This is a genomic window from Solidesulfovibrio sp. DCME (genome assembly GCF_049995385.1).
GTDB lineage: Bacteria > Desulfobacterota > Desulfovibrionia > Desulfovibrionales > Desulfovibrionaceae > Solidesulfovibrio.
Genome location: NZ_CP188261.1, coordinates 2,107,350 through 2,125,834 on the forward strand (window position 1 = coordinate 2,107,350; position 18,485 = coordinate 2,125,834).

An 18,485-nucleotide genomic window follows, 5' to 3' on the forward strand; every position below is an offset into this window, starting at 1 on the left:
CGTCGGTTTTGGCCAGCCCGGACGTTCTTGACGGCGGGCAACGGCCCTGGCACAGCCGTAAAAAACCAGGTCCCACGGACCGTTTTCCGGGAGGAGGCCATGGGCGACCCCGTTGCCGACGCCGAGGCGATTTTCCGGGCAGGCCTTGCCCGGGTCGATCCCCTGGCCATGATGGGCCGGGTGCTGTCCCTGACCGGGGACACGCTGCGGGTGACGACCGAAACCGAGTGCCACGAATACGACCTGTCGCGGTACCGCCACATCTACGTGCTCGGCGCGGGCAAGGCCTCGGCCCGGATGGCGCTCGGGCTCGAGCGCCTGCTCGGCGGGCGCATCACGGGCGGCCTGGTGGCGGTCAAGGAAGGCTACCGGGAAACGCTTTCCCGCATTCGCCTCCTGGAGGCGGCCCATCCCGTGCCCGACGCGCGCAGCGCCGCGGCGGCCGATGCCGTGCTCGGCCTGGCCGCCACGGCCGGCCGGGACGATCTGGTCATCGTGCTGGTCTCGGGCGGCGCTTCGGCCATCCTGGCCGCGCCACTGACCTGCCCGGGCCAGCCCCTGACCCTGGCCGACAAGCAGCAGACCACCCGGGTGCTGCTTGCCTGCGGGGCGACCATCCAGGACATCAACTGCGTGCGCAAGAAGCTGTCGGCGGTCAAGGGCGGCCGGCTGGCGGCGGCCATCGCCCCGGCGGCCTGCCTGGGGCTGTTGCTGTCCGACGTGGTGGGCGACGACCTCGACGTCATCGGCAGCGGCCCCACCGTGCCCGACCCGACCACCGGCGCCGACGCCCTGGCCGTGCTGGCCCGTTACGGCGTGGCCGAGACCATCGCCCCCCAAGCCCTGGCCGTGCTCGAAGGCGTGGCCGCCGGCCGGCTGCCCGACACGCCCAAGCCCGGCGACCCGGTCTTCGCCGACACCCGCACCGTGCTCGTGGGCACCAATTTCCAGGCCCTGCTGGCCGCCCGGGACAAGGCGGCCGCGCTCGGCTACGCCACGGTGGTGCTGACCTCGCACTTAACCGGCGAGGCCAGGGAGATGGCCCACCTTTTTCTGGGCATGGCCCGGGACATCGCCGAATACGGCGTGCCCCTGCCGCGCCCGGCCTGCGTCATCGCTGGCGGCGAGACCACGGTGACCATCCGGGGAACGGGCAAGGGCGGGCGCAACCAGGAGATGGCCCTGGCTTTTTTGGCCGGGCTCGGCCGCGACCCGAAAAACGCCGAGGAGGCCGTGTTCCTGGCCGCCTCCACCGACGGCTCCGACGGCCCCACCGACGCCACCGGCGCCTTCGCCTCCCTGGCCATCCTGCGCCAGGCGGCCGCCTTGGGCCTGGCCGTGGACGACTACCTGGCCAACAACGACGCCTACCACTATTTCGCGGCCGTGGGCCGGCTGCTCAAGACCGGCCCCACCAACACCAACGTCTGCGACATCAAGGTGCTGCTGGTGCCCTGACGGGGGCGGGCCAGGAAAAGGCCCGCCCGGCGCGAACCGGGCGGGCCAAGGGGGCGGGGGAGGGGGCGCGGAGCGTGTTGCGTCCTTGAAAAGGCAGATGCCTGTACAGGTACAACAGCCAAAAATAATTATTTTTTCTTAAAAAATACGATCGTATTGAGGGTTTTGCAAAAATCGGTTTTGCTAAATAATCCTGCAAAACCGTATGGATAGGAGTAGAACGGAAGCTGGTTATGTGGTAGTTTGAGTTCACCACAAACCTAAACTAAAACCACACGAGCCAGCTTCCATGAGACTCCTATCACGCATCCTCGGTGCCATACAAGGTTCTTTGATTCCATGTTTAGAAGAAAAGTTTGGTTCTTTGACAGATAAGCAGAAAAGACTCGTTGAGATTATTGAGTTGGTTCGCATAGAAGATCATATTTCGGATTTGCCTCGATTCGGAAGAGGTAGGCCATCATATAGTCGCGCAGCTATTGCCAGAGCGTTTATTGCGAAAGCTGTTTTAAATTTTCCTAACACAAGGGCTCTCGTTGAAGCGTTGCAATTGATGCCAAGTCTTAGACGGATTTGCGGTTTTGAAGAACACAAAACTATTCCGCATGAATCTGTATTTAGTCGTGCATTTTCAGAATTCTCTTTAAAAGGTTTGCCTCAAAATGCCCATGAAAGACTTGTCAGGCTACATTGTAGCGAACGATTGATTGGGCATATTAGTCGTGATTCGACAGAAATTAACGCCAGAGAAAAACCAACTAAAAAAATGAATCCGCCCAAACCCAAAAAACGCCGCCGCAGGGGGCGGCCGATTAATAGCAAGACAAAGCCAAAGACAAAGAAGCTACTTGAGCGACAGATAGAAATGACTAGCGACGAAGCCAGAATGACTCTTCCTATGGCATGTGATATCGGTGCTAAATCTAGCAGTAAGGGGCATTTTCGTCGATGGATTGGATATAAATTACATATTGATTCGGCGGATGGTCAAATTCCTATCAGTTGTATACTTACTTCTGCTTCACTACACGATAGTCAGGCAGCCATACCGTTGGCAAAAATGTCCGCTGAACGAGTAACAAGTCTCTATGACTTGATGGATTCAGCGTACGATTCCAAAACAATTCGCGACTTTAGTCGTTCATTGGGGCACGTTCCGATTATTGATTTTAACAAAAGACGCAATGGAATAAAAAAAGAAATGGAGCCAGCAACTAGCATTCGATACAGAGAAAGAACTAATTCTGAACGTGTTAACAGCCGTCTTAAAGATGATTTTGGCGGAAGAAGTCTTATGGTTCGCGGTGGACCTAAGGTCTTTGCTCATCTTATGTTTGGCATCCTTGCGTTGACAGCAGATCAATTGATTCGTTTGTTGACAGTATAGCAACAATATGATTTTGATACTCATAAATCAGGATATTCGTTTCTGAATTATGTGCAAAATAGAAACACGACAGCATTAAAACACATTAGTGTTTAAAAATGAGCACTCATGCCCGTTGGAATGTGTTAATTCTGTAGCTCGTATTATTTTTGCAAAACCCTCGTATTTTTTAAGGGCGCAACACTACCGCAGGACCTTTTTGACCACGGCCACCAGCTGGTCCGGGGTGAAGGGCTTGACGATCCAGCCCGTGGCCCCGGCAGACTTGCCTTCGGCCTTCTTGCCGGCCTGGGATTCGGTGGTGAGCATGACGATGGGAATGAACTTGTAGGCGGCCTGGGCCCGGATGGCCTTGATGAGCCCGATGCCGTCGAGGTTGGGCATGTTGAGGTCGGTGATGACCATGTCCACGGTGCCGGAAAGCTTGGACAGGGCGTCCTTGCCGTCGGACGCCTCCACGACGTCGTAACCTTCCTTCTTGAGCGTGAACGCCACCATCTGGCGCACGCTGGCCGAATCGTCCACGGTCATGATTCGCTTAGCCATCGTGATCCCCGTCGGCAAAAAAGGGTTTGAGCTGGGGCGTCTGGTCGAATCCGGAAACGCGCGCCGCCTGGAGGCAGGCTTCGCTTAGGGCGCCGCGCCGGCCAAGGAGGCGCCGCTCGCGGGAAAGCGACAGCGCCGTGGCCAGCACGAGCTGCAAAAAGGTCACGTCCACTTCGTCCACGCCCGATACGTCCAGGTCGAGGTCGCCGCCGGCGGCCACGGCATGCAGCAGCGCCTGGCGCAAGGCGCCGGCGTGTTCCACGGTGCATTTGCCGGAAATGGCCAGGGTCAGGCGGTCGCCTTCCTTTTGCTGCAACGCTTCCATGTGTCGCCGCTCCTACTGGCTGAGTGTACGGGAGGCCTTGGCCATCTGCAAGCGGGACTCTTCCTGCCCGCGCACGAACCGGACGAGCTGGGGCACGTCCAGGATGAGCGAGATGCTGCCGTCGCCGTTGATCGTGGTGCCGGAAATCCATTTGAGGTGGCGGTAGCAGTCGTCCAGGCTCTTGATGACGGCCTGCTGGCGGCCCACGACCTTGTCCACGCAAAAGCCGACCATCTCGCCTTCGACCTCGGTGACCACCACACGCTCGTAGCCGGGCTGGCCGCCCGGCACGTCGAACAGCCGCCGCAGGCTGACCACCGGGATCAGTTCGCCCATGCGCTCCATGTTTTCCACCGTGCGCACCTCGCCCTCGGGAAAGCGTTCCTGGAAGCCGCGCAGGTTGACCAGGGGCACGATGAAGGAGTCGCCGCCGACGACCACCGAAAAGCCGTCGATGATGGCCAGGGTCAGCGGCAGCTTGATGGTGACCGTGGCCCCCTGGCCCAGCGTGCTTTCCAGCTCGACCATGCCGCGCAGGGCCTCGATGTTGCGTTTGACCACGTCCATGCCCACGCCCCGGCCGGAGATGTCCGAGACCTTTTCGGCCGTGGAAAAGCCCGGGGCGAAGATGAGCTCCAGCACGTCCTTGTCGGTCATCTCGGCCTCCGGGGCGATGAGCCCCCGTTCCACGGCCTTTTCGCGCACGGCCGCGACGTCGATGCCCCGGCCGTCGTCGGTGATGGCGATGACGACGTTGCCGCCGGAATGGCTGGCCGAGAGGGTGACGCGGCCGCGTTCGGGCTTGCCGGCGGCCCGGCGGTCGGCCGGCGGCTCGATGCCGTGGTCGAGGCTGTTGCGCAACAGGTGCACCAGCGGGTCCTTGATGCGGTCGATGACGGTCTTGTCCAGTTCCGTGTCGCCGCCCAGGGCCACGAATTCGACCTCCTTGCCGAGGTTGGCCGAGAGGTCGCGCAAAAGCCGCGTGAACTGGCTGAACACGGAGCCGATGGGCAGCATGCGAAGCCCGAGCGCCACGTCGCGCATGGCGTCGGTCAGGCGTTCGAGGTCCTCGTCCACGGCGGCGGCGGCGTCGAGGTCGCGGGCCCGCACGGCCTGGCGCAGGCGGGACTGGAGGATGACCAGTTCGCCGGCCATGCTGACCACGCTGTCCAGGCGGGCCGCGTCCACGCGCAGGGTGGCGGCGGCCTTTTGCGACGGGCGTTCCTGGCCCGCCGCCAGGGTGCCGAGCTGTTCCCGTTTGGCCGCAAGCCGGGCCTTGGCCTCGGAGATGACGGCCAGCTTGGCGGCAAGGGCCCGGGACAGCGTGTCCAGGACGACGTCCGGCGGCGCGGCGTCCAGGCCCGCCAGGGCGCGCAGCAACTCCTCCAGGTCGGCCTCGCGCAGGTCGCCCTGGTGGATGCACTCGATGAAGACGTCGGAGTCGCCTTCGACGAAGATGAAGACGTCGCGCAGGCTGTTTGGCCCGCACGGCGTGCGTACGAGCAGGTCGAAGACGCCGTAGGTTTCCTCGGGGTCGAAATCCGGGGCATCGAGGTCGGGCAGGGGGCCGTGGCGCAGCACGCGCACCCGGCCCAGGGACTGGAGCTCGGCCAGCAGGCGCACCGGGTCGTTGCCCGAATGCAGGATGCGGGCGGCCGGCCGGAACCGGACCCAGTAGATGCCCGGCGGGCCGGGAACGGCTTCGCAGGCGTAGTGCCCCTCGTCCGGGGCCCGGGACGGCGGCGCGGCCACGGGTTCGGCCGGCGCGGCGCGGTCGTGGCTGCCGCCGGGCAGGAAGGCGGCGAAGGAAACGAGCAGGTCGTCGGAGGCCTGGCGCAGCTCGGGGCCGGTCTTGCCCGGGGCTTCGAGCAGGGCCAGGATGTGGTCCTTGGCGGCCAGGGTCAGGGTCAACAGCTCGCGCGTCACGGGCAGGGCGCCCGAGCGCACGCGGTCGAGGACGGTTTCCACGTCGTGGGTGAAGCGGGAAATCTCGTCGAAGCCGAACATGGCCCCGCCGCCCTTGATGGTGTGCATGGCCCGGAAGCAGGCATCCACGCGCTCCATGTCGGCGGGGTTGTTTTCCAGGTCGAGCAGGCCGCGCTCCAGTTCGCCCAGGAGTTCGCGGGTCTCCTCGACGTAGATGGCGATAGACGGATCGATCTCGGACATTGCGCGCCTCCGAGGCCCGGGTCACGCGCCAGCGGCGCGCCCGGCCCTAGAACCGTTCGAACTGGTCGTCGTCATTACCCATGTCGATGCTCAGCGCGGCCTTGGTTTTTTCCCGTCTGGGCTGGGCGGGCTTGGTCTTGGCCGGCAGCGCCTTGGCCGGACCGGACTGGGCCGGAGCCTTTTTCGCGGCCCCGGGCAGGGCCTGGGCCGGGCGCAGGCCGGCGTCGAGCCGGAAATAGGCGATGCTGGCCTGGAGCTGTTCGGCCTGGGCCGACAGTTCCTCGGAGGTGGAGGCCAGTTCCTCGGATGCCGAGGCGTTTTGCTGGATGACCTGGTCGAGCTGTTGCAGGGCCTTGTTGACCTGGCCGGCACCGGTGGACTGTTCTTGGCTGGCGGAATTGATTTCCTGGACGAGGTCGGCCGTGCGCTGGATGTCGGGCACGAGCTTGGCCAGGAGTTCCCCGGCCCGTTCGGCCACGCTGGTGGTGGTGCGCGAGAGCTGGGTGATTTCCGAGGCGGCCGTCTGGCTGCGTTCGGCCAGCTTGCGCACCTCGGCGGCCACCACGGCGAAGCCCCGGCCGTGCTCCCCGGCCCGGGCCGCTTCCACGGCGGCGTTTAAGGCCAAAAGATCCGTTTGCCGGGCGATCTCCTCGATGATGGAAATCCGGCCGGCGATCTCCTTCATGGCGGCCACGGCCTGGCCCACGGCCTGGCCGGATTCGCGGGCGTCGCTGGCGGCCTTGACGGCGATGGATTCGGTCTGGCTGGCGTTGTCGGCGTTCTGGCTGATGCTCGAGGCCATCTCCTCCATGGCCGAGGAGGATTCCTCCACGGCCGAGGCCTGCTCCGTGGCCCCCTGGGACAGGGATTCGGCCGAGGCGCTCATTTCCTCGCTGCCCGAGGCCACGTTTTCCGCCCCGGACTGGACCTCGCCCACCACGTCGCGCAGCTTGTCGATCATTTCGGCCAGGCTCAGAAGCATCACGTCCTTGTCCGAACGGGGGGCGACGGAGACGGTCAGGTCGCCGTCGGCCAGGCGTCCGGCGGTTTCGGCCGTGGTCCGTTCGGCCTCGATCATGCGGCCCATGGCGGCAAGCAGCGTGCCGATCTCGTCGCGGCCCTCGGCCGTGACGTCCACCTCGAGGTCGCCGTGGGAGACGGCCTCGGCCGCGGTGATGGCCTTTTTGACGCCGCGCAGGATGCCCTTGGTGATCAGCGTGGCGAAAAGGATGCCCAAAAGCAAGGCGGCGGCGGCGGACGCCAGGCTCACCAGGTTGGCCGTGCGCGACTCCCGCAGCATGCTTTCCTTCTGGACTTCCGTGGCGTCGGCGGCGACCTTGGCCGCCCTGTCGGCGGCGGCGGCCATTTCCTTGGCCACGACGGCCTGGGTGTCGCTGGCGGCGACGAAGCCGTCCATGCGGCTTTTGTAGGCTTCGGCCCGGCCGAGGATATCGGACAGCACGGCCCGGTCCTCGGTATCGGTCATGAGGTTCTGGATATCCCGGCCGGTGTTGGCCAGGCCATCCAGGATCTCCCGGGCGGTGTCCATGCGCCCCTTCTCGCCCTTCCACAGGTAGTAGAGGACTTCGATGCGGGAGCGCAGGAACTGCTGGATCAAGCCGTCGACGCGGCTGCGGATGGTGGAGGCCTTGGCCATGGCTTCCGTGCCGGCGGCGGCGGCCTTGGTCATGGCCTCGGACTGGCGCTTGGCCAGGTCCTCGGCAGCCTTTTGCAGGGCGCCGGCCGCGTCCACCAGGGCCTTGAGCGTCTCCTCGTGGGTTTTCCCGGCTTCGAGGTAGCGGGTGAGGCCGGCCTCGTAGGCGGTGATTTCCGCGACCAGGGCGTCCATGCGTTCGCGGTTGCGGGGATCGGCCAGGGTCTGCTTGAGCTTGAGGGCCTCGTCCCTGGCCGCGGACAGGTTTTTGCGCAGGCGCTCCAGGCGCGACATGTCCTTTGTATTGATGAAATACAGCATGTCCATGCGGGCGTTGGTGATATAATCGCTGATATCGCTGACGGTTGAGGGTTTTGCAAAAATAATACGAGCTACAGAATTAACACATTCCAACGGGCATGAGTGCTCATTTTTAAACACTAATGTGTTTTAATGCTGTCGTGTTTCTATTTTGCACATAATTCAGAAACGAATATCCTGATTTATGAGTATCAAAATCATATTGTTGCTATACTGTCAACAAACGAATCAATTGATCTGCTGTCAACGCAAGGATGCCAAACATAAGATGAGCAAAGACCTTAGGTCCACCGCGAACCATAAGACTTCTTCCGCCAAAATCATCTTTAAGACGGCTGTTAACACGTTCAGAATTAGTTCTTTCTCTGTATCGAATGCTAGTTGCTGGCTCCATTTCTTTTTTTATTCCATTGCGTCTTTTGTTAAAATCAATAATCGGAACGTGCCCCAATGAACGACTAAAGTCGCGAATTGTTTTGGAATCGTACGCTGAATCCATCAAGTCATAGAGACTTGTTACTCGTTCAGCGGACATTTTTGCCAACGGTATGGCTGCCTGACTATCGTGTAGTGAAGCAGAAGTAAGTATACAACTGATAGGAATTTGACCATCCGCCGAATCAATATGTAATTTATATCCAATCCATCGACGAAAATGCCCCTTACTGCTAGATTTAGCACCGATATCACATGCCATAGGAAGAGTCATTCTGGCTTCGTCGCTAGTCATTTCTATCTGTCGCTCAAGTAGCTTCTTTGTCTTTGGCTTTGTCTTGCTATTAATCGGCCGCCCCCTGCGGCGGCGTTTTTTGGGTTTGGGCGGATTCATTTTTTTAGTTGGTTTTTCTCTGGCGTTAATTTCTGTCGAATCACGACTAATATGCCCAATCAATCGTTCGCTACAATGTAGCCTGACAAGTCTTTCATGGGCATTTTGAGGCAAACCTTTTAAAGAGAATTCTGAAAATGCACGACTAAATACAGATTCATGCGGAATAGTTTTGTGTTCTTCAAAACCGCAAATCCGTCTAAGACTTGGCATCAATTGCAACGCTTCAACGAGAGCCCTTGTGTTAGGAAAATTTAAAACAGCTTTCGCAATAAACGCTCTGGCAATAGCTGCGCGACTATATGATGGCCTACCTCTTCCGAATCGAGGCAAATCCGAAATATGATCTTCTATGCGAACCAACTCAATAATCTCAACGAGTCTTTTCTGCTTATCTGTCAAAGAACCAAACTTTTCTTCTAAACATGGAATCAAAGAACCTTGTATGGCACCGAGGATGCGTGATAGGAGTCTCATGGAAGCTGGCTCGTGTGGTTTTAGTTTAGGTTTGTGGTGAACTCAAACTACCACATAACCAGCTTCCGTTCTACTCCTATCCATACGGTTTTGCAGGATTATTTAGCAAAACCGATTTTTGCAAAACCCTCGGTTTGCATTTTGGCCGAGCGTTCCAGGAGCTGGTTGAGGCTCAGGGCGCCCACGCCGGCGACGATGACGGCCAGCAGGATCAGCAGGCCAAAGCCGCATCCGAGCTTGAAGGCGAGACCACGATTTTTCAACATGGCAGGCTCCCGTTAAGGCCGACGCTTTCGCCACGCCTTACGGGACGGCTCAGGCGTGGCACGGTTGCGGAGAAATTGAACGAGTCCGACATGCGACGATCGGCGCGGCGCCTAACGGAAAAAGTCCTCGTCCCCGGCGGACGGGGCGGAAACGCTTCCGGCCGACGGCCCTTCGCCGAAAAATTGCGACATGTCTTGGACCTCGTCGGTGGAAAACACCTTGTCCACGTCGAGGATCAGGATGAACCGCTCGGCGTGCTTGCCGATGCCCCGTATGAAATCGGCCCGCACGGCGGCGCCCATGCGGGGTGGCGGGTCGATGCGGTCGGTTTCCAGTTCCAGCACTTCCTTGACCGAATCGGCCAGGGCGCCCATGACCGAAACGGCGTCGTCACGGCGGATTTCCACGATGACGATACGGGTGTTGAGGCTGCGTTCCACCTGGCCCAGGCCGAACTTCATCTTGAGGTCCACCACCGGCACGGCGCTGCCCCGCACGTTGACCACCCCGCGCATGAATTCCGGTGTTTGGGGGATGCGGGTGATCTCGGCGTAGTCGAGGATCTCCCGCACGGAAAAGATGTCAATGGCAAAGATCTCCTGCCCAAGCGTCAGGGTGAGAAAGCGCTGGCTTTGGGATTGGTCGGTTGCGGCCATGGCGGTCCCCTTGCGGTGTTGTGCGGTTCGACGGCGTATCGCCCAACGGCGGCAAATGACTGAACGGTAGCTTGTGAATAGCGTAGTTACACGGTTCGAACGGTCAGGACAATGTTTTTTATTCTATTACCTTGTACGCTACGTGTGTCGCGGCGTCGGCGTTTTCGCGGCGCCCGGGTCACAAGGCCGGCGGTCGCGTTTCCGGCTGTTCGGCGGCCCGCCCCCAGCGGGGCCGGGGCAATTATGGCTCCACATTTGACGCATTTGGGGCTATCCTGTTGCAAACAAGCGAGGTGCCCATGCCCCCCAAACGCGCCGCCACGGCGGCTGTCGGCAAGACCCTCCAGGAGCGGCGCGAGGCGGCCCGCGAGGCGGCGCTCAAGGAACTCAAGGCCTTGCGGGCCGATTTGGCCACCCTTGAGGCCGTGTTGTCCGGCAAACGCAAAAAAGGCGATTTTTCGCTCTTCGACGTGGCCCACGGCGCCTTCGAGATCTTTCGCTACGCCGAAGCCGTTTTCGAGGCCGACACGTTGCTGGACTCCCTGGCCGTGGAATTGGAGTCGGTAAAGTCACTCGAGTTTTTAGAAAAACACGGAGCGACCGAGCTCGTCAAGCCGGCCGGCTGGCATTGGATCTCCCCGCGCGGCGAAATGCATTTTCTGGGCAAGGCCGAGGAGGCCAGCCGGGCCGCCGAAAAATTGGCTACGTTGCTGGCCGGTGCCAAGGGGCCCAAACGGCGCCCCAAAGCCGGGCTGCCGGACGCGGCCGCGACACCGGAACCGGCCGACACACCGGGGCCGGCCGCCGCCGGGGAGCCGAGCGAGGCATGAGCGGCGAGCGGGGGGGGCGGCGCATGTGGCGCCGGTTGGCTGTCGGGGGGCTTGCAGCCTTGGCCCTGGGGTTTGTCCTGGCCAGCCTTGGCTGCTCCGAGGACCCGCCGGCCGGGGACAGGGAGACGCTGACCGGCAAGACGCCGGTGGTGCGGCCCGAGGATGTCCATGGCCGGGGGGCCGGCGGCGCGGCCGTGCTGGCGCCGGATTACCGGCAGGACCTTTCCGCTTCCCTCGAGGCCGGCCCTGCGGGGGGGGCCAACCGGGCCGCGGGCCCGCCCCTGTCCGATCCGGCCGCCGGCCGGCTTTTCGCCGGCCGCACCGCCGCAAATACGGTCCAGGCCGCCTCGCCGTCGCCCGTCGTCCCTCCTGCGTCCCCGGCCGCCGCGCCGTCGGCTCCCGCTGCGGGGCCGTCCCCGTCCGCCCCGTTGGCACCGGCCCTTTTCGGCCCGGGGCAGGCCCCGGGCCAAACCGCCCCGGCCGGGGCCGGGGCGGCAACGGCGCCAGGGCAAACGGCCCGCCCCGGGCCGGTGGTTGCGTCGGCGAGTCCCCCCAGCCCGGACAAGGCCCCGTCGGCCGAATCCCCGTGGCCCACCGCCGCCCCGGGTGGCGGCGCGGCGACCCAGTCTTTCCCCGTGGCCGCCTGCCGGCAGCTGGTGCTGGTCGTGGCCAGGGATTTTGCCGCCGATTCCGGCGAGCTGCGCCGCTTCGAACGCACGGGCCCCGGCGCTCCCTGGCGGCAGGCCGGCCCGGTCGTGGCCTGCCGGCTGGGGCGAAACGGCCTGGGCGTCGGGCGGGGGCTGGTGCCCCTGGCCGACGGGCCGGTCAAGCGTCAGGGCGACGGCCGCAGCCCGGCCGGGCTTTTCGCCCTGCCCGAGGCGTTCGGGTATGCCGGGGAGGAGGCGGCCAAAGGAGCGGGCGTGCGTTTGCCCTATGTGGCGCTGACGGACCGGGCGGCCTGCGTCACCGAGGCCGCCTCGCCCCTTTTCGGCCGCGTCGTCGGGCCGGGGGAGCGGGGGGCGGGCGGGGCGGCCGGCCAGGAACGCATGGTGCGCGACGACCGGGCCAACGTCTGGGGCGTGGTCATAGCCCACAACCGCGACCAGCCCGACCCCCAGGCCGGGGCCTGCCTGTTCCTCAACGTGCGCCAAGCCTCCGGGCCGGCCACCGGCGGTTCGATCGGCTGTCCCGAGGAGGCCGTCGCGGCCCTGGCCGCCTGGCTCGACCCGGCGGCCGCGCCCGTGTTGGCCGTGCTGCCCGAGGCAGTCTACTCGCGCGAGCGCCAGGCCTGGGGCCTGCCTTAATCGGCGTCGGGCCGGGGCGGGCGCTTGCGCCGCAGCCCTTCCTCGATGCCGAAAAAGGCCAGTTCCAGCCAGTCCAGGCCAAAGGCCAGGGCCGCTTCCTCGTCGGCTGCGACCGCGGCCTTGCGGCCCTCGTCGATCTCCACCAGCCGGAACAGGTCCATCTTGGCAATAAAGTCCTGGAAGGCATCGGGCTGGTACAGGGCCAGCCAGACCATTTGCTCCTGCTTGGACGTCAGCCGCGCCCCCTTGCCCCGGGCCAGGGCCATCAGCCGCATGTAGCGGTCGTTGGCCGCGTTGTAGACGGCCAGTTCCTGGTCGGCCAGCCAGGCGGCCGCGTCCCAGTTGGCCTCCTCCTCGAAGCCCTGGCAGTGCGGTTCGCGCACGACGAAGAACTGTTCCATCACGTTGCCGGCCTCGTCCAGGCGGCTGGCCCGGCCCAGGGGATAGGTCCGGCAGGCCCCGGGCCGGTTGCCGTAGACCTTGCAGCCCTCGGCGGACACGAAGGGGCAGCGCTTCTGGCGTTCCTCGCGCATTTTCAGGCGCGGCATGGGAAAGCCGGAATCGGGGATGGTGACCCGATGGGCGAAGTGGGTGAGGAAATCGGCCGACGAAACCCCAAGCGCCCGGCGCAGGCGCAAGACGTCGTAGGGCGTGAGCATGAGGGTGAGGTCGGAACAGCAGGCGTTGAAGCACGGCACCTGCGGATGGCAGGCGAAACGGAAGGTCTCCCCGGCCGCAAGCTCGGGCAGGGATTCGAGGAAGGCTTCAGTGGCGTCGGCCTGGCCTTCGGCCAGGGCGTCGTTTAAGTCTTTCATGGCGGCATGGCTCCTTGCCCGGGGCTTCTACGTCCGCCAGGGCACCTTGGCAACCCGCCGGCCGGCCGCGTGGCGGCCGCTGCCTTGACAGGCCGGCAAAAAACAGAAATTGAGCGGGGATCGGTCGGGCGCCGGCCCCGACGGCAACGCCTTGGGGGGCGGCGGCACGGGGCCGGCGGCGCAACTGCCGCCCGTTCGCGTCGCCGCGGCGCGCGGCATAACGTGCCGGCCTTGGGGCCAGGCCAGCGGGGGCGGTGACCTTCGCCTCGGGGACAGGATGCAACCGGGCTTTTCCTTGCGAATCGGCAACCGCCTGCTGGAACTCGACCGCCTGGCCGACGCGGTGGAGGCCTTTGGCGAGGCCCATGGCCTGGCCGCCAAGCTGCGCTTCCAGATCCGCCTGGTCCTCGACGAGCTCCTCACCAACATCATCAACTACGGCTACGCCGACGAGGCCGAGCACGCCATCGACGTGTTCATGGGCCAGGAGGGGCGGCGTCTGCGTTTTGTCATCGAGGACGACGCAAGGCCCTTCGATCCGCTCACGGCCGGGCCGCCGAATCTGGAGGCAGCGGTCGACGAGCGCCGCATCGGCGGGCTCGGCATCCATCTGGTGCGCACGATCATGGATCGGGTCGCCTACGAGCGGGTGGGCGGCACGAACCGGCTGATACTGGAAAAGGATATCGATTAACGCAAAGGGGGGCGAGAGATGCAGCTTGTGGAGAAGGAAAACGGCGAGGTCACGGTGCTCGAGCTGGGCGGCCGCCTGGACAGCAACACCTCCAAGGTGCTCGAGGACAAGGTCATGGAGATTCTCGGCCAGGGCAAAAAAAAGCTGCTCATGGACTTCAAGGACGTGGACTACATCAATTCCACGGGGCTGCGCGTCCTGCTCCTGGCCTTGCAGCAGCTCAAGAAAAACCAGGGCAAGCTTGTTTTGTCCACCATCAAGGATTACATGAAGGAAGTGTTCGAAATTTCCGGCTATACGGAGATTTTCCCCATCTACGCCAGCCAGGAGGAGGCCCTGGGCCATTTCGCCTAGGGTCGCCCCGTGGCGGGGAAACGCTGGTTTTCGTAAACAATAGAGCGGAAGAATTGTTTTTTTCAATGCTCTCGAATTTGTGTGGGACACAACACCAGGCCCGGCGGCGTTGCTTCCGGGCGATGCGCTTGCCTGGGCACCGCGCCGTGGCGGCGTGGCGGCGGTGGTGCCGGGAGCGGGCGTTTCGGGGAGAGAGTGTCGTCATGAACGTTGATTCCCGTTTTCCGTTGCACCTGGCCGTTGCGGCCGTCCTGTCCCTGTCATTGCTGGCCGCCCCCGGGCCGGCCCGGGCCGCGGACGGCCCCGTGGAACTGGCCGGCATCCGCCTGGGGCAATCTGTCGACCAACTGGCCGGCAAGCTGGCCTCGGTGGACATCGACCGCTCGCCCCAGCGCCCCTCCCTCGGCATCGTTCCCGTGGCGGCCGTGCCCGGCTACCGCAGCGGCTACGCCGACGTGGGGCTTTGCGCCAAGCCCGGCCGGGTGGTGCGCGTCAAGATGAACTACGCCGACGACTCCCTGGCCTTTTTCAACAAGATCATGGAGGCGCTCAAGAAGCGCTACGGCGAACCCCGGGAATGGCGGGGCAACGCCTTCGGCACCCTGCGCACCTGGAAATGGAGCCTGCGGACCCCCGGCGGCGAACCGGTCAGCCTCATCCTCATGCACTACGAGGGCGAGGACGGCGCCTTTACCGACGGCAACTCCATCCGCCTGGCCGCGACCGGCATGGTGCGCGAGGAAGAGCTGTGCCAGGCCGTCAAACGCAAGGCCTCGGGCGCCGGGGCGGCCAACGGCGCCCAGGCCGTGGAAGCCGAAAGCCTGGGTCTGGATTGGTTTTTGCCTCGCTGACGCGGGGCGCGGAGGTGTCGTGGCAAGCGCGTTGCTGGAGTCGCGGTTTCTTGCGCGCCGGACCGAACTGTCCGGGCTCGTGGGCCGGTTGGGCGAACTGGCGGCCCGGTGCGGCCGGTCGGACCTGGAGGCCGTGGCCGCCGAACTGGCGCAGCACGCCCTGGAACCGTTTTTCCTGGTCGTCGTCGGCGAGGTCAAGACCGGCAAGAGCAGCCTGATCAACGCCTTGCTCGACGCCGAGGTCACGGCCGTGGCCCCGGACCCCTGCACGGACCGCATCCGCGTCATCACCCGGGCCGCCGAGCCCGGCGAAACGGACGCCGGGGCGCTGCTGACCCGGGTGACGCTGGACAACCCCATCCTCGACGGCCTGGCCATCGTGGACACGCCGGGCGTGGACAGCATCATCGACCGCCACCAGGAGATCACCGAACGGTTCATTCCCCGGGCCGACCTGGTGCTTTTCGTCTTTTCGGCCCTCAACCCCTATTCCCGCGCGGCCTGGGACTTCCATGACCTGGCCGCCGAGGCCTGGCGCCGCAACGTCGCCTTCGCCCTGACCCAGGCCGACCTGGCCACGGCCGAGCAGATCGCGGTCAACACCGCCCGGCTGCGGGAACTGGCCGGGCAGCGCGGCATGGCCGACCCCACCATCTTTCTCGTCTCGTCAACGGTGAGCCGCACCGACCCCGCCGCCGGCGGCATCGAGGCCCTGCGCCGCCACATCCGCGAGTTGACCGCCTCGGGCGGCCATTTCGCGGCCAAGCTCGACGCCACGCGCCGCTCGGCCCTGCGCCTTCTGGCCGACCTGGCCACCGGCCTCGAGGCCCGGTCCCGGGAACTGGCGGCCGACACGGCCGAGGCCGCGCGCATCGCCAAGCGCCTGGAGGCGGCCCGATTGGCGGCCGGGCGCGAGGCCGAGGTGCTGCGCACCCGGGTCGAGGCGGCCTATGCCCGGCTTTCCGGCGAGTTCGAGGCGGCCTTTGCCCGGGAATTGACCTTTACCGGCATGCTCGGCCGCAGCCTGGCCGGCTTGTGGCGGCGGGGCAGCCAGGCCGGCCCGGCGGAGCGCCTCAAGCAGCTCGGCGAAACCTTCGCCGCCGACCTGGAGCGCGAGGTCGAGTCCATCGCCCGCCAAGGCGCCCAGCATGTCTTCGAGAGCGTCACCGGCTCGGCCCAGCTGCTGCTCGACGAACTGCGCCGCCAGCGCCGCGACGAGGAGCTGCCGGCCGACGCCCTGGGCGAGCAGCGCCAGCGGGTCCTGTCCGAGGTCGCCGCCGGGGTGGAGGCGCTTTTGGCCGACGGCGGCCCGCTTTCCGGCCTCGATCCCGGCAGTGTCACGGGCATGGACCCGAAAGCGGCCCTGGGCGGGGCGCTGGTGGTGCTGGGCACGATTTTCGCCGTGGCCGTCAAGAGCACGGTCATCGACGTGACGGGCGGGGTCGTGGCGGCCCTGGGCGCATTGCTCGCCGGCAGCGCCCTTTTCTGGCAGCGGCCGCGCGTTCTGGCCGAGCTGCGCCGGCGTCTGGCCGGCGGCGGGGAGCGGCTGCGCCGGGAACTCGACGAACGCCTGGCCGCGCGCGTGGACCGGATCTTCCGGGAGCTCACAACCCGCTTCGAACCCTTTTTCGACGACGTGGCCGACCGGCGCCGCAGCCTGGAGGCACTCACCGCCCGGCGCGACGCCCTGGAGGCGGCCCTGGCCGCCTTCGACCCGGCCTAGCCGGCATGCGGGAGACCGGCCCATGACGGGCGAGCCGCCTTTTTTGTTCCTGCACATGCCGCGCACGGCCGGCACCACGCTCAACCGGCTCCTGGAACGCCGGTTCGCGCCCAAGGAAATCCTTTCCCTCTATTCCCGCGACGATTTCGCCCGAAACGCCGTCATCGACCGGGAACGCCTGGAAGGCCTGCGCCTGATCCAGGGCCATGTGCTCCTGACCGACTATAAGGCCTTCACCTTCTACGACGTGCCCGTGCGGGCCTTCACCTTCCTGCGCGAGCCCGTGGACCGGGTGATTTCCGAGTATTTCTTCCTGCGCGCCTGGCCGCAGCAGCACCTCCACGGCCTGCTCAACGAACCCGGCATGGACCTGCGCGCCTATGTCACGAGCGGGCACCAGCTTTTGCGCTACAAGGGCGCCAACTTCATGACCCGGGTGCTGTCCGGGCTCGACCCCGACGACCGGCCGCAAGCGGCCCTGGACACGGCCCGGGAGAACCTGCGCCGGCGCTTTGTGTGTTTCGGGCTCACCGAGCGCTTCGACGAGAGCCTGCTGCTTTTGGCCGACGCCCTGGGCCTGACGGACCTCCTCTACGAACGGCAAAACGTCCTGCGCCGGCCGCCTGGCGAACGGGCCACACCCGAGGAGCGGGAACTCGTGGCTGGGCGCAACGCCCTGGACGCGGCGCTATATGCCTTCGCCGTTGAACTGTTCGAGGAACGCCTGGCCGCCGGCGGGGCCGGCCTGGCCGGCCGCCTGGCCCGGCATCGCCGGCTTTTGGGCAAGTTTCAGACGCTGTGCCGGCTGCTCGACGCCCGTGCCGGCAAGGAAGCGGGCGCCATCGACAACCCCAAGGGGTAATGGGCGGTCGCCGTCCCGCACGGCGCGTTCAGGGCGCGGCCTGGGGGCTGGCGGCCAGGCCCAGGGCGTCGGCCGCGTCCCGGCCGTCCACCCGGACGGCGGCATCGAGGCGGAAATACTTGTCGCGGCGGATGCCGGACAGGGTCACCGGCGTTCCCGGCGGCAGGAGCCGTTCCATGGCCTCCCGGGCCCGCCTGGCCGCTTCCCGCTCCACGGGGTTTTCCGCACGCAACTCCGGGGCGTTCACGCCGGAAAGGCGCACCCGTATCCCTTGGCCCATCACCGCCGGATAGTCCGGGATGTCCACCACCACCGTATCCCCGTCGCACACCCGCACCACCACGGCCCCGACACTGCCGTAGTCGCGCCCGCCCGCATCCAGGCTAGGCACGGTCAGGCTGAGCGCGGCCAAGCCGAGGCAGGCGATGCGGACCACGGCAAAGGGGAGCACGCGTGGGAAGCGGACCATGGGCAAACCTCTTTCTCGTGTTTGCTTATATATAAAAATAAATATACGATCAAGCCCTGCGATTGCCTCGCTTCGTCGGCGAAGGGAGCCATTGGCCGGACTGTGGAGGAGCTTATAATTCTTGGATATGCACGGGTACTGCCGCGTTTGGAGGAGGCAGGCAAACGTGCGCAGTGGCCTGCTCGGGTCGCGTTTTGGCCGTTGCGGCGAGACTGTGGCCAGGGTCGATTTCGAGTTGCATCGATATATAAAAAACGATATTATTTGTCCGCACAAGGAGATGGTCGGATGTTTGCTCGGAGAACAGAAAACCACGGGTGATGACGATGGAAGAGAGTATCCTTTGTCCTTTTTGCGGCTCGGAGAACACGAATATGTTCAACAGCAGCGTGACGGAGTATGACTATGCCTGTCGCGAATGCGGGAGGCAGTGGAAGATGACGAGCGGTACGGGGAAAGCGATCAAGATAGGGTCGGCGGTAGTGACTGGAGTC

General features: G+C 64.6%; 18 protein-coding genes. 9 read left to right on the forward strand and 9 right to left on the reverse strand.

Going from position 1 to position 18,485, the window contains the following annotated elements:
• The first annotated feature begins 99 nt into the window (after positions 1-99).
• Together ACP59X_RS08970 and ACP59X_RS08975 are read left to right on the forward strand one after the other, a co-directional pair.
• Positions 100-1,458, forward strand: coding sequence for a glycerate kinase type-2 family protein (locus ACP59X_RS08970; RefSeq protein WP_428568156.1), 1,359 nt, complete (start codon positions 100-102; stop codon positions 1,456-1,458).
• Positions 1,459-1,747: 289 nt separating this feature from the next.
• On the forward strand, positions 1,748-2,845 hold the full coding sequence (locus tag ACP59X_RS08975; RefSeq protein WP_428559722.1) for a transposase: 1,098 nt from the start codon (positions 1,748-1,750) through the stop codon (positions 2,843-2,845).
• 183 nt (positions 2,846-3,028) lie between these two features.
• On the opposite strand, the gene ACP59X_RS08980 is transcribed toward ACP59X_RS08975, so the two are convergent.
• From ACP59X_RS08980 to ACP59X_RS09010, 7 genes are all read right to left on the reverse strand, one after another.
• Positions 3,029-3,391 carry a response regulator gene (locus ACP59X_RS08980; protein ID WP_428568161.1) on the reverse strand — a complete coding sequence of 121 codons (363 nt, stop codon included), beginning with the start codon at positions 3,389-3,391 and terminating at the stop codon, positions 3,029-3,031.
• Entirely contained in the window at positions 3,384-3,716 is a 333-nt protein-coding gene (locus ACP59X_RS08985; RefSeq protein ID WP_428568164.1) for an STAS domain-containing protein, read from the reverse strand. The genes ACP59X_RS08980 and ACP59X_RS08985 overlap by 8 nt, the downstream gene beginning before the upstream one ends.
• A gap of 12 nt (positions 3,717-3,728) precedes the next feature.
• Positions 3,729-5,885 carry a chemotaxis protein CheA gene (locus ACP59X_RS08990; RefSeq protein ID WP_428568167.1) on the reverse strand — a complete coding sequence of 719 codons (2,157 nt, stop codon included), beginning with the start codon at positions 5,883-5,885 and terminating at the stop codon, positions 3,729-3,731.
• A gap of 46 nt (positions 5,886-5,931) precedes the next feature.
• Entirely contained in the window at positions 5,932-7,866 is a 1,935-nt protein-coding gene (locus ACP59X_RS08995) for a methyl-accepting chemotaxis protein (protein ID WP_428568170.1), read from the reverse strand.
• A gap of 202 nt (positions 7,867-8,068) precedes the next feature.
• Positions 8,069-9,166 (reverse strand): transposase, encoded by a 1,098-nt coding sequence (locus ACP59X_RS09000; protein WP_428559722.1) that lies wholly within the window; start codon positions 9,164-9,166, stop codon positions 8,069-8,071.
• 98 nt (positions 9,167-9,264) lie between these two features.
• A complete protein-coding gene (locus ACP59X_RS09005) occupies positions 9,265-9,432 on the reverse strand; it encodes a hypothetical protein (protein ID WP_428568173.1) in 168 nt (55 codons plus the stop codon).
• A gap of 111 nt (positions 9,433-9,543) precedes the next feature.
• A complete protein-coding gene (locus ACP59X_RS09010) occupies positions 9,544-10,089 on the reverse strand; it encodes a chemotaxis protein CheW (RefSeq protein ID WP_428568176.1) in 546 nt (181 codons plus the stop codon).
• 299 nt (positions 10,090-10,388) lie between these two features.
• Here ACP59X_RS09010 and ACP59X_RS09015 point away from each other — a divergent pair, with 299 nt between their 5' ends.
• Entirely contained in the window at positions 10,389-10,919 is a 531-nt protein-coding gene (locus tag ACP59X_RS09015; RefSeq protein WP_428568180.1) for a hypothetical protein, read from the forward strand.
• Complete coding sequence (locus ACP59X_RS09020; RefSeq protein WP_428568183.1) at positions 10,916-12,223, forward strand: hypothetical protein; 1,308 nt, start codon at positions 10,916-10,918, stop codon at positions 12,221-12,223. Before ACP59X_RS09015 ends, ACP59X_RS09020 begins: the two co-directional genes overlap by 4 nt.
• On the opposite strand, the gene ACP59X_RS09025 is transcribed toward ACP59X_RS09020, so the two are convergent.
• The gene (locus tag ACP59X_RS09025) at positions 12,220-13,038 is read right to left on the reverse strand and encodes a YkgJ family cysteine cluster protein (RefSeq protein WP_428568185.1); all 819 of its coding nucleotides are present in this window, start codon (positions 13,036-13,038) and stop codon (positions 12,220-12,222) included. The genes ACP59X_RS09020 and ACP59X_RS09025 overlap by 4 nt on opposite strands.
• A gap of 295 nt (positions 13,039-13,333) precedes the next feature.
• Here ACP59X_RS09025 and ACP59X_RS09030 point away from each other — a divergent pair, with 295 nt between their 5' ends.
• From ACP59X_RS09030 to ACP59X_RS09050, 5 genes are all read left to right on the forward strand, one after another.
• Complete coding sequence (locus tag ACP59X_RS09030; RefSeq protein ID WP_428568190.1) at positions 13,334-13,732, forward strand: ATP-binding protein; 399 nt, start codon at positions 13,334-13,336, stop codon at positions 13,730-13,732.
• A gap of 18 nt (positions 13,733-13,750) precedes the next feature.
• Positions 13,751-14,086 (forward strand): STAS domain-containing protein, encoded by a 336-nt coding sequence (locus tag ACP59X_RS09035; protein ID WP_428568194.1) that lies wholly within the window; start codon positions 13,751-13,753, stop codon positions 14,084-14,086.
• A gap of 203 nt (positions 14,087-14,289) precedes the next feature.
• Positions 14,290-14,937 (forward strand): hypothetical protein, encoded by a 648-nt coding sequence (locus ACP59X_RS09040; RefSeq protein WP_428568196.1) that lies wholly within the window; start codon positions 14,290-14,292, stop codon positions 14,935-14,937.
• Positions 14,938-14,956: 19 nt separating this feature from the next.
• Complete coding sequence (locus ACP59X_RS09045) at positions 14,957-16,660, forward strand: dynamin family protein (protein WP_428568199.1); 1,704 nt, start codon at positions 14,957-14,959, stop codon at positions 16,658-16,660.
• A gap of 22 nt (positions 16,661-16,682) precedes the next feature.
• On the forward strand, positions 16,683-17,522 hold the full coding sequence (locus ACP59X_RS09050; RefSeq protein WP_428568202.1) for a sulfotransferase family protein: 840 nt from the start codon (positions 16,683-16,685) through the stop codon (positions 17,520-17,522).
• 28 nt (positions 17,523-17,550) lie between these two features.
• On the opposite strand, the gene ACP59X_RS09055 is transcribed toward ACP59X_RS09050, so the two are convergent.
• Complete coding sequence (locus ACP59X_RS09055) at positions 17,551-17,991, reverse strand: thermonuclease family protein (RefSeq protein WP_428568205.1); 441 nt, start codon at positions 17,989-17,991, stop codon at positions 17,551-17,553.
• Positions 17,992-18,485 lie beyond the last annotated feature (494 nt).